The organism is Flavobacterium degerlachei, from assembly GCF_900106645.1.
GTDB lineage: Bacteria > Bacteroidota > Bacteroidia > Flavobacteriales > Flavobacteriaceae > Flavobacterium > Flavobacterium degerlachei.
Genome location: NZ_FNMV01000002.1, coordinates 269,636 through 285,352, shown reverse-complemented (window position 1 = coordinate 285,352; position 15,717 = coordinate 269,636). Strand labels below are relative to the sequence as shown.

Sequence of the window (15,717 nt, the reverse complement as noted above, 5' to 3'; positions counted from 1 at the left end):
TACAGAAAATTAAAAAATAAAAAAGGTAGGTTTTTTTGCCTACCTTTTATTATTATAAAAAAGCAAACAAATGAAAAATTTATTTTTATCATGCAGCGTAATTGTTTTAGTCTTTGCCTCTTGCAGTAAAAAAATCACACAACCCTCGACTGCTTTCTCTATTGAGAATCCTTTAGAGAGAAAAGTTGATTCAGTTTTAAAGTTGATGACTTTAGAAGAAAAAGTGGGACAACTGAATCAATACAATGGTTTTTGGGAAATAACTGGACCAACTCCTAAAGAAGGACAGGCGGCTAAAAAATACGCAGACCTTAAAAAAGGTTTGGTAGGATCAATGCTAAATGTAAAAGGAGTCAAAGATGTTAGAGCACTTCAAAAAATTGCTGTCGAAGAAACACGATTAGGAATTCCACTTGTTTTTGGTTTTGATGTCATTCATGGTTATAAAACAATAAGCCCAATACCATTAGCTGAATCAGCAAGTTGGGACATGGAAGCGATAAAAAAATCAGCAGCTATTGCTGCAGAAGAAGCAGCTGCCGTAGGTCTAAATTGGACTTTTGCACCTATGGTCGATGTGGCTAGAGATGCAAGATGGGGAAGAGTAATGGAAGGAGCTGGTGAAGATCCTTATTTAGGAAGTAAAATTGCTGTAGCTCGTATACAGGGCTTTCAAGGTGATGATTTAGCAGCAACCAATACTATTTTAGCTTGTGCAAAACATTTTGCAGGTTATGGATTTGCTGAGGCCGGAAGAGATTATAGTACTGTTGATGTTAGTGAAACGGTTTTACAAAACACTATTTTCCCTCCATTTAAGGCAGCTGTTGATGCAGGCGTTAGAACTTTTATGAACTCTTTTAATGAGTTGAATGGAATTCCGGCAACGGGTAGTAAATATCTACAAAGACAGATTTTAAAAGGCGATTGGCAATTTGAAGGTTTTGTAGTCTCAGATTGGGGTTCTATCAATGAAATGATGAATCATGGGTATGCGAAAGACAGTAAACAAGCTGCAGAAATAGCTATTAATGCAGGGTCTGATATGGACATGGAATCCAGTGCTTATGTGGATCATTTGGTTGCATTAGTTAACGAAGGAAAAGTAACAATAGCCATTGTTGATGATGCTGTTAAAAGGATTTTAAAAGTAAAATTTGAATTAGGTTTATTTGATGATCCTTATAAATATTGCGACGAAAATCGCGAAACTGCAACCGTAGGAAAACCAGAATTTCAAGCGGGAGTTTTAGATATGGCAAAAAAATCAATTGTGCTTTTGAAAAACGAAAAGGAATTATTACCTCTTAAAAAATCAGGACAAAAAATTGTTGTAATTGGAGCATTAGCAAATGATAAAACAAGTCCGTTAGGAAGTTGGAGAATTGCTGCTGATGATAATACAGCCGTTTCTGTTCTGGAAGGAATGCAAAACTACAAAGGCAATCAAATCACTTATAAAAAAGGAGCTGATGTCGCTGTGGGAAGAACTGAATTTGTTTGGGAAACTAAAATCAATATGACTGATAAAAGCGAATTTGCCGAAGCTATTGCTGCTGCAAAAGGAGCTGATGTTGTAGTAATGGTTTTAGGAGAACATGGCTTGCAATCTGGAGAGGGTAGAAGTAGAGCCGATATTGGCTTGCCTGGTGTTCAGCAAGAATTATTAGAAGAGGTTTACAAAGTCAATTCTAATATAGTTTTGGTTTTAAACAACGGACGACCTTTAGCTATTCCATGGGCAGCCGAAAACATTCCTGCTATTGTTGAAGCATGGCAATTAGGAACTCAAAGCGGAAATGCAATAGCGCAAGTATTGTATGGTGATTACAACCCAAGTGGTAAACTGCCAATGACTTTTCCAAGAAATGTGGGGCAGCTACCTTTATATTACAATCATAAAAATACGGGAAGACCCGAAATGACTGAAGAAGATAGTGTTTTCTGGTCTCATTATATTGACGAAAAAACAACTCCTTTATATCCATTTGGTTATGGTTTGAGCTACTCAAAATTCGAATATTCTGACTTACAATTGTCGGCATCTTCATTCACACAAGGTGGTAGTATTAACGCCACAGTTACAATTAAAAATACAGGGAAAGTAACTGGTAAAGAGGTAGCTCAATTTTATATTAGAGATTTAATTGGTAGTGTAACAAGACCAGTTAGAGAACTAAAGGGGTTTGAAATGATTGAGTTAAAACCAAATGAATCCAAAACTGTATCTTTTGTAATTGATCAAAATACAATTCAATATTATACTGCGAATTCTAAATGGGAAGCAGAAGCAGGTGATTTTAAGGTTTTTATTGGAGGTAGTTCAGCTGCAACACTAGAACGCAGTTTTTCTTATACTAATTAATTTTATCTGGGCGATAAAAAATAATTAATTCATAATGAATCGTTTTAAATCTATATTCTTTTTACTTCTAGTAGTACCCTTTATTAGCTATTCGCAATTGGGTAGTTGTTCTGGAAGTAAGGGGATTCCTGTTTTTGTTGAGGATTTTGGAAGCGGAACTAATTATGGTCCTCAATTACCTTCAGGCGTTACCAATTATACATATATTGCTGGTAGTCCTAACGATGGTTTTTATACCTTGTTTAACAGAACAAATCTCTATGATACCTGGCACAATTCTTTAGATCATACTCCTAATGATACTGACGGAAAAGCACTAATTGTTAATGGAAACGCATTGACAACTGGAGAATTTTATAAAAGAAAAGTTACAGGTTTGTGTATTAATACAACTTTTGTTTTTTCGTCTTGGCTTTTAAATGTTTATAATCCTAATTCCAATTTTTGTGGTGCCAATGAAATCCCCATTAATGTTCGATTTGAAATTTGGGATGAAACAGAATCTACACTTTTAGGATTTGGAGATACGGGAAGTATTATTGGGAATTCAAGCCCTAATTGGCAACAATTTAGTCTGGTATTCACTACTGGAAATCAAACAGCAGTAGTGTTGAAAATGAAAAATAACAGTACTGGAGGATGTGGAAACGACTTAGCACTAGACGATATCGAATTTAGATCTTGCGGTGATTTCACAACGATTACAAGTCCAACCGTAACAGGAGATGCTTATAAAACTTGTTCCAATTCACCGCCTGTCACACTTGATTTAGAGGCTAAAACTCTCGGCTCTTCATCCTATTTTTATCAGTGGCAATCTAGTACTGATGGTGTAAATTGGACTGATATCATTGGAGCCAATACGGCTAATTATAAAGCTTCAAATGTCACTGTTTCGACTTATTATAGAACAAAAGTAGCTCAAGATATTGCTAATTTAGGTAATGATTTTTGTTCTGCTGTCTCGGATATTTTTACAATATCATTTTCAATTGTTACACCTAATGCTGTTAGTAATGGAGATAAGACCATTTGTAATAACACAGCAATACCTCCTTTAACGGTATCGGTAAATACTACCTCTGGTGTCAATTGGTATGATTCACTCACAGGTGGTAATTTGATATTAGCAAATAATGTGTCGTATACTCCCACAAGCGCTGGGACGTATTATGCAGAAGCTTATGATTTAAACACGACTTGTACTAGTAACTCTAGAACGCCAGTGAGTCTAACGGTTTTAGCTTTGCCATCTGTTTTAATTTCTAGTGTTAATACTGTTTATTGTGGAGATGCAGCAACAATTAATTTTGAGGGTACATCCAATGCAATTGTGCAATACAAAGTAGATGGAGGGCCAAGTCAAACGATCAATTTGGATGCTAGTGGAGTTGCAACCATAACCACTGCGCCACTGAAGAAGACTATTGTTTATCAACTTGAAAGTATTTCATTGTCTGGATCACTAAGCTGTATACAGTTGGTTTCAGGAGCAGTCTCAATAGGCGTCACTCGAATTCCAGTGGCAAATTATACAGGTATTGTAGCTTATTGTTCGAACGAACAGACAGCTATTAATTTAACTTCAGATATAGTAGGAACCACCTTTTATTGGACTGTTAATTCAAATGGAGTCGAAGGAGTTTCAGCAGGAAATGGAGATTTAATAAGTCAGAACCCTATTTCAAATAGTGAAACAGATACGGTTATCACTTATTTTGTAACGCCTGTTTATAATGGTTGTGACGGAGAAACAATTTCAATACCAGTAACGATTTATGGTTTGCCTATTCCTAAAATTACTGATGGCGTAATTTGTCTTAATTCGTCAAAGCCTTCTTCACAATTTTTTACTCTGGATACACAATTGAATCCTACTGATTTTAGCTTTTCTTGGTATTATGAGGGTAGATTGATACCCAATGCCAATAATAGTACTTATAATGCAGATGAAATTGGTAATTACACAGTAGAGGCAACCAGCAATATAACAGCTTGTACTTCTTTACGTGTAAATGCTGTTATCAATGAATTTGTTCAAGGTCAAAGTTTAGTTATTGAACAAGAAACTGCTTTCAATGACAATCAATCGATAGCGGTTACTGTAGTAGGGGGGAATGGTCCATTTCTTTATAAATTAGATTCCTTAGATTTCCAAGATTCTAATGTTTTTAATGATGTTTCATCTGGTACGCATCTAATAACGGTTATCGATGATGGACTGTGCACTAATTTGGAAATTGATGTTACCGTAATTAATTATCCTAGATATTTTACTCCAAATAATGATGGGTTTAATGATACTTGGAACATTAAAGACCTAGATTTAAATTCTACCATTTGGATTTTTGACCGCTATGGAAAGTTGCTTAAGCAAATTAATTCTTCAGGATTGGGCTGGGATGGAACTTTCAACGGAAAACAATTAGTAACGGATGATTATTGGTTTTTGACTAATTATGTTGAAAAAGGAATTGCCAAAACGTTTAGGTCTCATTTCACATTGAAACGATAAAATGTGAATAATAAATAGATGTATCTAATTTGATTTACATCAGGCTAGAGGAGTAGTATGACTATTAAAAAATGATTGTATTAAATCAAATAAAACAAATGAAAATGAATAAATATTTTATCATTATCCTTATAACAACTCTCTCTTTCGGACAAACCAAAAGAAAACTGGTTTGGGAAGAAAATTTCAATAAACCTACATTAGATGAATCGGTTTGGAATTTTGAGTTGGGAGATGGATGTCCTAATTTATGCGGTTGGGGAAATAATGAAAGACAAGTTTATACGAATAAAAATCACGAGATTAAAGACGGGGAATTAATCATTCATGCGAGAAAAGAAGAAGATGTTTACACTTCGACTAGAATAACAACGCAGAATAAAAAAGTGTTTCAATATGGCAGGATAGAAGCGAGGGCAAAACTTCCTGTCGGACATGGTCTTTGGCCAGCTTTTTGGATGCTAGGTGAAAACATTAGTAAAGTAGGATGGCCAAAATCTGGTGAAATTGATATTTTAGAATATGTAGGTAAAGAACCTCATACGGTATTTACCTCTTTGCATACACAAGATAGCCATGGTAATACGATTAATACTAAGAAAACCAAAATTGAAAGTATAGAAGATGGATTTCATATTTATGCTATAGATTGGACAAAGGATAAAATCGATTTTTTCGTTGATGACATACTCGTTTATACCTTTCAACCCGTTATTAAAAACGAAAATACATGGCCTTATAACCAGCCATTTTATTTGATTATTAATCTGGCAATTGGTGGTGATTTTGGAGGTCCCGCAGTTGACGATTCTGCTCTACCTCAAAAATTTGTAATTGATTATATAAAAGAATATCAGTAACGTTTAGTTTGTAGTCGTTATTTTTTTGAAAGAGAGAAGGTATTGTTTCAACAATACCTTCTCTCTTTTTTTAATTACTAAAGTTTGTTTTTCTATGAAGTAACAAATCGATTTTCATTGATAAAAAATCGCTGAACAATTTATTATAATATACGACGATGAAGTAATTTATAGGAAAAAAGCAAATATAAGTGAGTAATGACTAGGTTTAAGTAGTTGTAAATTAAACATTTATAATATTAATTTTAGTTTGTGTTTTAAGCGTTTTGGCTACATAAACTCATCGTATTTAGCTGCTTAAAAAAGCAATAGGACTAATTAGCTTATGAAACGGTACTGATATTTAACATATTAGCGCTGTGTTTGTTAATTTTTCTTAATTTTAATAGTAGGTTAAAGTAAATATTTGTTAAATTTGGACATTGAACTAACATAAAACTATAATTAGCCTATAACATAAAACTACTTTTTTAGAAAATTTTTTACAAATTTTAACCCAAACTAAAAGGTAAAACTATGGCTAATATACAAACACCAGATGCTTTATTGGTACAAAATTATGTAGCAGGAAACGAAGACGCTTTGGCTACATTAATCAAAAGGCATGAATCCCGAATTTACGGCTTTATATACTCCAAGATATCAGATAGAGATATATCAAATGATATTTTTCAAGACACTTTTATTAAAGTAATCAAAACGTTAAAGTCTAATTCTTATAACGAGGAAGGTAAATTTCTTCCGTGGGTGATGCGAATTTCTCATAATCTAATCATAGACCACTTTAGAAAAACGAAGAAAATGCCCCTATTTAGAGAAACAGAGGAGTTTTCTATTTTCTCCATTATGTCTGACGATTCTCCTACAATAGAAAACCAATTGATTTCAGCACAGCTTGAAAAGGATATAAAAAAATTAATTGAGGAATTACCACTTGATCAAAAAGAAGTTTTGGTTATGCGAATTTACCAAGACATGAGTTTTAAAGAGATTTCTGAGATTACAGGAGTAAGTATCAATACATCCTTGGGCAGAATGCGTTACGCTTTAATGAATCTAAGAAAAGTTATTGATAAGCATCAAATTGTTTTAACGAATTAACAATATATCGATATTTTGTACGTTGTAGTATAATAACAAAATTTATACAACATGGCAAAAATTTACTCTAAAGACTCATTGATAACTAGGACAATGAAACCAAGAAAGGAAATCGTTTCTTTTTTATTAAATTACTCTAAAGCGTTGAGTATAGTAAAAGTTGATAACAAGAATTTCGAAATAATATCCAATTAGATTTTTTTCAAAATCAAATAAGACAAGACTTGGTTTAAAGATCTTGTATGATAAGATTCACTAATTTGATTTTCAAATAAGTGAATCTTATTTTTTATGGTATTCATCTAAAACTGATTTTCTTCCTACAGTGTTAGTTATGATGTCTTTTTCTAAATCCCAACCTCTAGCAGGTGAATATTCTCTTCCGTACCAAATAATTTGTAAGTGCAAGTCATTCCAAATCTCTTCTGGGAAAATACGTTTGGCATCTTTTTCGGTTTGAACGACATTTTTACCATTGGTTAAATTCCATCGATACATCAATCTGTGAATATGAGTGTCCACGGGAAAAGCGGGAACTCCAAAAGCTTGAGACATAACCACACTTGCCGTTTTATGACCCACCGCAGGTAATTCTTCTAAATATTCAAAACTTTGCGGAACTTCGCCACCATGTTTATCAATTAAAATATGGGAAAGACCATGTATTCCTTTGGACTTCATTGGTGAAAGCCCACATGGACGAATTATTTCCTTTATCTCCTCGACTGACATTTTTATCATGTCGTAAGGGTTATCTGCTTTCGCAAAAAGTAAAGGCGTGATTTTATTCACTCGAACATCCGTGCATTGTGCCGAAAGCAAAACAGCAATCAATAAAGTATAGGGATCTTTATGGTCTAAAGGAATCGGAATCGTAGGATATAATTCTTTTAACGTATTTATAACAAATGTTACCCGTTCTTGCTTAGTCATTTTCGTAATTTTATATCTTGTAAAAATAGAATAAATTTCAGGATGTGCCTAATCCAGCTTTCCGTTACAACTCCTCATCCAGTTAGTACAATTATTAAGTGTTTTCAAGAGCTTCCTTTGGTCGCTTTATAAACACATAAAATTGAAACTAACCGTATTCCGGGGTTTTTACTTCAATCTGGGGCATATCATTAATCACTCATAAACATATAACGATGACAACATTAAAAAAGGGCGATAAAGCACCAAGTTTTTCAGGATTAGATCAAGATGGTAAAGAACATAAATTAGAAGACTATAAAGGGAAAAAATTAGTAGTTTTCTTTTACCCAAAAGCCAGTACACCAGGATGTACAGCTGAAGCCTGTGATTTAAGAGATAATTTTGAGCGATTTCAAGCTAATAATTATGAACTTCTAGGTGTTAGTGCTGATGCTCAAGCAAAGCAAGCTAAATTCAAGGAAAAGTATGATTTCCAATTCCCGTTACTAGCTGATGAAGACAAATCAGTGATCGAGGCGTTTGGTGTTTGGGGACCTAAGAAATTCATGGGAAAAGAGTACGATGGCATTCACCGAACCACTTTTGTAATCGATGAAAACGGAATAATAGATGAGGTAATTGAAAAAGTAAAGACTAAAGCACACGCTGATCAGATACTTAAGTAATTGTTCAACGACTCTACTAGATAGTTAATTGAATCAATTCTTAAATAGTTTCAAAAAATAAAAAGTCCATAATCAGGGTTGTTAAACACCTTAATTATGGACTTTTTTATATTACAGTTTTTTAATGTGCTTGTAGCTATTTTAGCAATTGAACATTATAAACGAAAGTTTTTTATTTGTCACTTTCTTTCAAAAGTTTATTTGGCTCATACCCAAAAAGGTAATGCTCCTTAATGATTTCAGCAATACCAGAAGGAAGCATAGGTTCCCAACCTGGTTTTCCATCATTAATCATTTTTAGTACTTCACGAGAGAAAACTTCAAGGATTTCAGGGTCATAATCACCTATGTCAACCACTTTACCGTTGAATTTAAAGAATTTGTATAACTCTTTCATTCTAGGATGAACTTTTAAATTTTCAGATGTGGTGATGTCTCCATTTTCGTCTAGCATTGGGTACAAGAACACTTTCATGTCGCGGAAGAATAATTTTCCAAACGCTTCAAGTATTCCACCACTTAGATGACGGTAGTATTTCTCATCAAAAATATCAACCAGGTTATTTACACCCATGGCCAGTCCCATTCTTGCTTTGGTATAATTAGCAAAATATTCAACTACTTTATAGTATTCTTGGAAATTCGAAATCATTACTGTTTGTCCCAATGAACACAGCAACTCTGCCCGATCCATGAAATCACGTTCGTCGATTTCTCCGTCAGAACGTAAATTAGATAAAGTGATTTCAAAAACCACCAATGTGTTGTCTTTTTCGACTTTGTTTTCTTGAAGGAACATTTTTAATGATTTCTCATACATGTCCATATTAACCTTTGTTACAGGTCGGAAACTACCTCTTAAGGCAAGGATGTTCTTTTTGTAAAGAATTGCTGCTGGAAGGATGTTTTTACCGTTAGGATCAAACATTACGGCATCAGTCATTCCGTTTTTTACTAATTGTAAACTCATCAAACGATTGTCTACATCAGCAAAACGAGGACCAGAAAAATTAATGGTGTCAATTTCAAGTTGGTCTTTGTCTAAGTGATCGTATAAATAACGCAACAATCGCTTAGGGTCATTGTACTTATAGTAAGCACCATAAATTAAATTCACTCCTAAAGTCCCAAGAGTTTCTTGCTGTAGTCGAGCATCTGTCTCTTTGAACCGAATATGAAGAATGATCTCATTATAATCTTCGTCAGGTTCGATTTGGTATCTAATTCCTACCCAGCCGTGTCCTTTAAATTGTTTTGCAAAATCGATTGTAGCAACGGTGTTTGCATAACTAAAAAACATTTTATTAGGATGTTTTTCCCTGCTCAAGCGCTCCTCAATCAACTGGCCTTCAAAAGTCAGCATTTTTTTAAGTCGGCTTTCTGTTACATAGCGGCCGTCTGCTTCAATACCATATATGGCATCACTAAAATCCTTGTCATAGGCTGACATCGCTTTTGCAATAGTTCCGGAAGAACCTCCAGATCTAAAAAAATGTCTTACCGTTTCTTGTCCAGCCCCAATTTCAGCAAAAGTTCCGTATATATTTTCATTCAAATTGATACGAAGTGCTTTATCCTTTATTGAAGGTATTTGTGCGATGACTTTATCACCTTTGAGTTTTATTTCAGTATCCATTTTTATTTTAAATATGGCTAATATGTTACAAAGTTAATTAAATAGGGTTCTAATGAAAGAGATTTAATCCTATTTTTGTAAAAAAATTAAACGCAATTGAAGGTATATTTTTTAGGCACCGGTACTTCACAAGGAATCCCAGTTATAGGAAGCGATCATCCTGTTTGTAAAAGCACTGATAATAAAGACAAAAGACTTAGGGTCTCCGTATGGATTTCTTGGGATGAGCACTCCTATGTAATTGACTGTGGTCCTGATTTTAGGCAACAAATGCTTGCCTCAAACTGTCAACATGTCGATGGGATATTGTTTACACATGAACATTCTGATCATACGGCAGGTATAGATGACATTCGACCTTTTAATTTTAAACAAGGAAAAATACCAATTTATGCACATCGAAGGGTAATTGATAATCTGAAAAATCGATTTGATTACGTTTTTGCTACTATAGACAGATATCCAGGTGCTCCTTCTGTAAAAGCGATTGAAGTGCTTAATAACGAATCTTTTGATCTAGGAGGTAAATCAGTAATCCCCGTTAATGTGATGCATGGAGACCTACAGGTTTTTGGGTATAGAATTGATGATTTTGCTTATGTAACTGATGCAAAAACAGTTGCCGAAGATGAGATTTCAAAACTTAAAAATCTAAAGGTATTGGTTATAAATGCATTGCGGGAAGAACATCATATATCCCATTTTAATTTGCAGGAAGCTTTAGATTTTATAGCCTTGGTAAAGCCAGAGAAAGCCTATCTTACTCACGTTAGCCATATGTTGGGGTTTCATGAGGAGGTTCAAAAAAGGTTGCCTGAAAATGTTTATCTTGCTTATGATAATTTAGAAATCACACTATAATTTAACTTAAAATGAAAAAATCATTATTACTCTATGCCTTTATTATACTTGTACTTATGAACCTATTTACGTACATGTTTTATAGTAAGGAAGTAGCATTCCAAGAAGAAAGATATGAAAAAGTAACCAAAAAATTGAAAGATAGCTTGGTTTCTGTTAATTCTAAACTGAATAATGCCAATTATTTTTCTTTGGAAAAAAACGAAAATGCGCAAAATTATTTTGATTCAGGAAGTTCAGAAAAAACGATTCAATATGAAAAACTGATTCCTTATGTAACGGAGAAATTATTAGATTATAATTCAAATCCCAAAGGAAACCCTTATGTTGGACAGGATAAAATAGGAGAAAACAAATTTATAATCAACAAAGTGAAAATTTTAAATCACAGATGGATTATTGCTGATTTTAGCGATGGAAATATTTGGGGAGAAGTACTACTTAAATACTTTGTAAATGGGGATGAAAGCATTTCATTTGAAGTCAATCAATCGTTGCTTTATCCAAAAGAGTAAAAAAGGAAGGTTCCAATTTAAATTGGAACCTTTGTTTTTTATGCCAATAACCAATTTTTAAAGTCATTAAATATTTGTGGGGATATCCCATGACCTATTGGGTATTCTTTATAAACAGCTGCGATGTTTAGTTTGTCTAGAAAAGGCTTTGTTTTACGAGCCCAATCAATTGGAATCACTTGGTCAACCGTTCCGTGAGATTGGAATATTCGCAATTGACTAAAATCATTATTTTGGTAATTAGGCTCCATAATATCTTCATTAGCATAACCACTTAAGGCTATTACATTTTTGATTTTTTCAGGATGCGAAAGCGCAATTGCATAACTCAAAATAGCACCTTGGCTAAAGCCTAATAAAGTAATATTGTTAGCGTCAATTGGATAATTAGCAATCAATTCTTCTATAAAACCAGCAATTAAATTTCTAGATTCTCTCGCCTGATCTAAGTCTGAAAATTTATTTTCATCAGCGTCAAAATTAATAGCGTACCAAGCGTAACTCCCGTATTGTAAATCATAAGGAGCACGAGCTGAAATGACGTAACACTCGTCTGGAAGTTCTGATGCAAACGAAAATAAATCAGCTTCGTTGCTACCGTATCCGTGAAGTAAAAGTATAAGTGGGTTTTTGTCTAACTTGATTTTTGGTTCTCTGATGAGGTAGTCCAGTGATAATTTCATTTGTTTAAGATATATTTACAAACCATTTTTGAAAAAGATTCCCTAATAATGGAACCGGTTTTGTTTCTCCTTTTATAGCAGTGAAAATTCCATAAGACCATAAAACGGATACGAAAATCCACATTGGTGCTGAAATCATTAAGCTGTCAAAATTGCTTATAATTAATCCCAATGAGATAAAAGTAAGTGTTAATCCTAGTCCTTGACGGATGTGGAATGAGGCAAAGGTATTTTTATCGTCGGAATTCATAGACATGGCAATAAATACCCCAATGCCTAAAATATAGCTTGTAATTGCCGCCGTTTTACCTGTTTCAATAGTGTTATTCATGTTGTTATGCTAAAATTAATTTTGCTTGATTTAAAATCCCGTAAACCTGACCTTTGGTTTCCATTCCTAGAAATGCGGAGTTTTTTGACTTGGACAGTATAGATGATTTTGTAAAAACGCTATTTCCTTCGGGATTGAATAAAGTGATGTTTGCTGGCGCGCCTTCTTTGATAGACTGACTTTCAATTCCGAAAACAGTTTTTCCAGAAGTCAGTTTTTCGATTACTTTTTCAAGAGGTAATACAGTCATCAAAGCACCATAAGCGCTTTCAAGTCCTATAGTTCCATTTTTAGCTGTATCAAACTCCATTTTTTTATGTTCAATGTCCATCGGGTTATGATCTGATGTAATCATATCGATCGTATTGTCTAATATCCCCGTTAATAATGCTTTTCGGTCTAATTCAGTTCTAAGGGGAGGCGATACTTTAAATCTGGTGTCAAATCCTTCTAATTTTTCGTCTGTCATTACTAAATGATGCACAGCAACGCTGCAGCTTACATTTAAGCCCTTTGCTTTAGCTTCTTTAATTAACTGGACTGATTTTGCTGTAGAAACTGTTGGGATGTGTAATTTGCCTCCTGTGTATTCCAGCAAAAATAAATTTCTTGAGATTTGCAGTTCTTCTGCTAGATTTGGAATACCTTTTAATCCCAAACCAGTTGAAACAATTCCTTCGTTTACAACTCCGCTTCCTTTTATTTTTTCATCTTGTGGAAATGCAATGACTAATCCGTCAAAATCCTGAACGTATTGTAATGCTATTTTTAGCAAATTAGCATTAGGCTGGCTTTTGTTGTAGTCTCCAAAAGCAATGGCTCCCACTTTTTTCATGTCAAACAATTCTGCCATGTCATTCCCTTCACTGCCTTTTGTTAAAGCACCTATAGGGTAAAGTTGTGTGGCACTGCCATTGGCTTTATTTTGTACGAAGTTAACCTGTGATTGATTGTCAATGATAGGGAAGGAGTTTGGTTGAAGAGCAATTGCTGTAAAACCACTTCTTGCGGCTACATTTAATCCATTTGTAATGGTTTCTCTTTCTTCAAAACCAGGTTCGCCAAGTGAAACACTGCTGTCAAACCAACCTTGGGAAAGATGAAGATTGTATCGTTTTACTTCTTCTATATTTTCTGTATTGGGAATGGAATCTCCAATTTTTTCAATTAAACCATCTACAATTAAAATATCTACTGTCTTGTTGTGAAAAGGACTTGTCGAATCGATAATTTTTGCTTCTCGGATGATTACTTTCATATGCGGGTATTATTTTTTTAATTCTGAATTCCAGAAACGAATTCGTTTATTTCATGAATCTTATGATTGCTGTTTCTATTGAAAGAAAGAGCAGTGCAAAGATAACAAACCATTTCCAAATTTGATTGTCCATTCGGTCCGTTTGTAAAGTATCGAAAAAAGACGCTATAGAATTAGTCGATTTATAGTCGGAAAGCATTTTTTCATTGGCTGCAGCCAAATCACTTTCTGTTCTACTATAATTAAAACTGATGTTCTCTAGTCTTTCATTTTTATTGAAAACTTCAAAATTTCCTGCTTGCTCCGGATAATCATTAAAAACTAATTTGACCTTATTGTTTAGAATCTGTTGAATGGGGATAAACTGTTCCGTCGTGTTTTTAACGGTTAGCACTGCGTCTTTTGACAATAACACATCTACAAGAAAAGGATTTGAATTGCCTATCGTTAAATTGTTGATGCCATTATTATGATTGCTTATTGCCATTTTATAGAACACAGGAACGATTAATGGCGACTGCTGAAAATTAGAATTTACCTTATTTATTGGTGCCGAGAATACATAAACTGTAGAACTAGAATTTGATATAGAGCTCAAGAAAGCACTTTGATCATCATTAGACAATGCCGCCGGACTTGAACTAGATAGTCTAAAGGAACTATTTGTTCTTGGATATTGGAAATTGTTAATTTTATTTTCGAATACTGAAGTAAATAAAGGATGGTTGAAATTGATTTTAGTAATTAGTTTCTCGACGTTTTCAAAGCTCTTAAATTGAATGGATCCAAAATTCATCAGAAATGTATTCATATTTGTAATTGGATTTTTTGCTGAAGGTATTATAATCAGATTGCCACCCTTTTGCACAAAAGACTTTAAAGTGCTTTGTAAGGCTTGCGGAATTTCATCAAGTTCGTTCAATACGATTGCGTCTTGTTTTTCAATTGCATTGTAATCTAATGAACCAATTGTTGAATTGTTGAAATTAAATTCATCACTGGTGTAAATCCGACTTAAGAAGTTGCTTTTTTCTGCTTCGCCAATGCTGATTATATTTGCCTTTTTGATTTCGGAAATGCTGAAATATAAAATATTGTCATAAGGTAATCCGTTGTCAGTTATGGAAACATAGCCATGAAAAGCCTGTTTTGGAATAGTGAAATTGACACTCTTTTTATTGGTTTCAAAGTCAATAAGCGTTTTTGCGATAAGCTTACTTTGATTGTATACAGCAATTGGAACGGGCTTAATACCAGATCCATAAGCGGACAAATTAACAGTGATTTCATAGAAATTTTCCAGTGTTTCATGGATGAAAACGCTATCAATGGCAACGTTGTTTTTTTGTTCTGCTTTTGGTATGATGAAATGTATTAGCTCATTTTGGTCACTTTTTTTGAGTTTTTTAGTATCAAGACCAACAGCATCAGTGATAATCACAATATCTTTTTTGAATGCCGATTTGTGGGACTTTATCTTAGCCAACACGTAGTCTAGTTGAAATGGTATTGCGCTGTATTTTATGTTTTGTAAGGTATTTCGAATTGACTTGATGTCAGTATTCCAGTAGTTTTCGGAATTAGTGAGTAATGAAAAAGTAGTGTTTTCAGGAGTATCTTCGAGTAATTCTTGGACAGCTCTTTTTAATAATTCTCCCTTTTTTCCTTTCGCCTGCATACTGAACGAATTGTCTAGTACAATGTACAATTCATTAGTTGTGTTTTTGTTGTCTTTAGCTTCGAAGTAAGGTTGTGCAAAAGCAAGGATAATGCAAGTAAGCAATAATAAACGACTGCTAAGAAGTAACCATTTCTTAATTTTAGAGCTTTTTCGGGTTTGTACAGAAAGTGCTTTAAGGAAGCGAACATTGGTAAAATATTCTTTTTTAAAACGACGAAATTGAAATAAGTGAACCAAAATTGGTACGATCAGCAAGAAGAGAAAATATAGAATTTCGGGATGTCTAAATTGCATTCTAATATTTAGTTTA

At 33.8% G+C, this 15,717-nt stretch carries 13 protein-coding genes; 7 read left to right on the top strand and 6 right to left on the bottom strand.

The window, feature by feature from the left end; genetic code table 11:
- Positions 1 to 70: 70 nt before the first annotated feature.
- The 4 genes from bglX to BLV91_RS03355 all read left to right on the top strand — a co-directional run bounded on the left by bglX (position 71) and on the right by BLV91_RS03355 (position 6,841).
- Complete coding sequence (gene bglX, locus BLV91_RS03370) at positions 71 to 2,365, top strand: beta-glucosidase BglX (protein ID WP_091429624.1); 2,295 nt, start codon at positions 71 to 73, stop codon at positions 2,363 to 2,365.
- Positions 2,366 to 2,399: 34 nt separating this feature from the next.
- Positions 2,400 to 4,880: a T9SS type B sorting domain-containing protein gene (locus BLV91_RS03365; RefSeq protein WP_091429621.1), complete on the top strand. Its 2,481-nt coding sequence runs from the start codon at positions 2,400 to 2,402 to the stop codon at positions 4,878 to 4,880.
- Between the two features lie 104 nt (positions 4,881 to 4,984).
- Positions 4,985 to 5,740 carry a glycoside hydrolase family 16 protein gene (locus BLV91_RS03360; protein ID WP_091429787.1) on the top strand — a complete coding sequence of 252 codons (756 nt, stop codon included), beginning with the start codon at positions 4,985 to 4,987 and terminating at the stop codon, positions 5,738 to 5,740.
- Between the two features lie 516 nt (positions 5,741 to 6,256).
- Entirely contained in the window at positions 6,257 to 6,841 is a 585-nt protein-coding gene (locus BLV91_RS03355; protein WP_091429619.1) for an RNA polymerase sigma factor, read from the top strand.
- A 282-nt stretch (positions 6,842 to 7,123) separates the two neighbouring features.
- Here BLV91_RS03355 and BLV91_RS03350 read toward each other — a convergent pair whose 3' ends face one another.
- Positions 7,124 to 7,774: an endonuclease III domain-containing protein gene (locus BLV91_RS03350; RefSeq protein WP_091429617.1), complete on the bottom strand. Its 651-nt coding sequence runs from the start codon at positions 7,772 to 7,774 to the stop codon at positions 7,124 to 7,126.
- 215 nt (positions 7,775 to 7,989) lie between these two features.
- Between BLV91_RS03350 and bcp the strand changes: the two genes are divergently transcribed.
- Positions 7,990 to 8,442 (top strand): thioredoxin-dependent thiol peroxidase, encoded by a 453-nt coding sequence (gene bcp, locus BLV91_RS03345; protein WP_091429614.1) that lies wholly within the window; start codon positions 7,990 to 7,992, stop codon positions 8,440 to 8,442.
- Between the two features lie 172 nt (positions 8,443 to 8,614).
- Here the strand turns inward: bcp and BLV91_RS03340 are convergent, their stop codons facing one another.
- Positions 8,615 to 10,078 carry a TonB-dependent receptor gene (locus BLV91_RS03340; protein WP_091429613.1) on the bottom strand — a complete coding sequence of 488 codons (1,464 nt, stop codon included), beginning with the start codon at positions 10,076 to 10,078 and terminating at the stop codon, positions 8,615 to 8,617.
- 96 nt (positions 10,079 to 10,174) lie between these two features.
- Here BLV91_RS03340 and BLV91_RS03335 point away from each other — a divergent pair, with 96 nt between their 5' ends.
- Positions 10,175 to 10,939: an MBL fold metallo-hydrolase gene (locus tag BLV91_RS03335; protein WP_091429611.1), complete on the top strand. Its 765-nt coding sequence runs from the start codon at positions 10,175 to 10,177 to the stop codon at positions 10,937 to 10,939.
- An 11-nt stretch (positions 10,940 to 10,950) separates the two neighbouring features.
- Positions 10,951 to 11,454: a hypothetical protein gene (locus BLV91_RS03330; protein ID WP_091429608.1), complete on the top strand. Its 504-nt coding sequence runs from the start codon at positions 10,951 to 10,953 to the stop codon at positions 11,452 to 11,454.
- A 38-nt stretch (positions 11,455 to 11,492) separates the two neighbouring features.
- Here BLV91_RS03330 and BLV91_RS03325 read toward each other — a convergent pair whose 3' ends face one another.
- Genes BLV91_RS03325 through BLV91_RS03310 form a run of 4 tightly spaced genes read right to left on the bottom strand, consistent with a single transcriptional unit; the run spans position 11,493 to position 15,701 of the window.
- Positions 11,493 to 12,137, bottom strand: coding sequence for an alpha/beta hydrolase (locus BLV91_RS03325; protein ID WP_091429605.1), 645 nt, complete (start codon positions 12,135 to 12,137; stop codon positions 11,493 to 11,495).
- 4 nt (positions 12,138 to 12,141) lie between these two features.
- Positions 12,142 to 12,468: a hypothetical protein gene (locus BLV91_RS03320; RefSeq protein WP_091429604.1), complete on the bottom strand. Its 327-nt coding sequence runs from the start codon at positions 12,466 to 12,468 to the stop codon at positions 12,142 to 12,144.
- A gap of 4 nt (positions 12,469 to 12,472) precedes the next feature.
- Positions 12,473 to 13,726 (bottom strand): dihydroorotase, encoded by a 1,254-nt coding sequence (locus tag BLV91_RS03315; protein ID WP_091429602.1) that lies wholly within the window; start codon positions 13,724 to 13,726, stop codon positions 12,473 to 12,475.
- 46 nt (positions 13,727 to 13,772) lie between these two features.
- Entirely contained in the window at positions 13,773 to 15,701 is a 1,929-nt protein-coding gene (locus BLV91_RS03310; protein ID WP_091429600.1) for a vWA domain-containing protein, read from the bottom strand.
- Positions 15,702 to 15,717: the final 16 nt, after the last annotated feature.

What these genes read in the sequence shown, in the direction of transcription:
- BLV91_RS03350 (WP_091429617.1), bottom strand. Translation starts at nt 7,774, where the DNA reads ATGACTAAGCAAGAACGGGTAACATTTGTTATAAATACGTTAAAAGAA.
- BLV91_RS03310 (WP_091429600.1), bottom strand. Translation starts at nt 15,701, where the DNA reads ATGCAATTTAGACATCCCGAAATTCTATATTTTCTCTTCTTGCTGATC.
- BLV91_RS03365 (WP_091429621.1), top strand. Translation starts at nt 2,400, where the DNA reads ATGAATCGTTTTAAATCTATATTCTTTTTACTTCTAGTAGTACCCTTT.
- BLV91_RS03340 (WP_091429613.1), bottom strand. Translation starts at nt 10,078, where the DNA reads ATGGATACTGAAATAAAACTCAAAGGTGATAAAGTCATCGCACAAATA.
- BLV91_RS03320 (WP_091429604.1), bottom strand. Translation starts at nt 12,468, where the DNA reads ATGAATAACACTATTGAAACAGGTAAAACGGCGGCAATTACAAGCTAT.
- bcp (WP_091429614.1), top strand. Translation starts at nt 7,990, where the DNA reads ATGACAACATTAAAAAAGGGCGATAAAGCACCAAGTTTTTCAGGATTA.
- BLV91_RS03315 (WP_091429602.1), bottom strand. Translation starts at nt 13,726, where the DNA reads ATGAAAGTAATCATCCGAGAAGCAAAAATTATCGATTCGACAAGTCCT.
- BLV91_RS03360 (WP_091429787.1), top strand. Translation starts at nt 4,985, where the DNA reads ATGAATAAATATTTTATCATTATCCTTATAACAACTCTCTCTTTCGGA.
- BLV91_RS03325 (WP_091429605.1), bottom strand. Translation starts at nt 12,137, where the DNA reads ATGAAATTATCACTGGACTACCTCATCAGAGAACCAAAAATCAAGTTA.
- bglX (WP_091429624.1), top strand. Translation starts at nt 71, where the DNA reads ATGAAAAATTTATTTTTATCATGCAGCGTAATTGTTTTAGTCTTTGCC.
- BLV91_RS03330 (WP_091429608.1), top strand. Translation starts at nt 10,951, where the DNA reads ATGAAAAAATCATTATTACTCTATGCCTTTATTATACTTGTACTTATG.
- BLV91_RS03355 (WP_091429619.1), top strand. Translation starts at nt 6,257, where the DNA reads ATGGCTAATATACAAACACCAGATGCTTTATTGGTACAAAATTATGTA.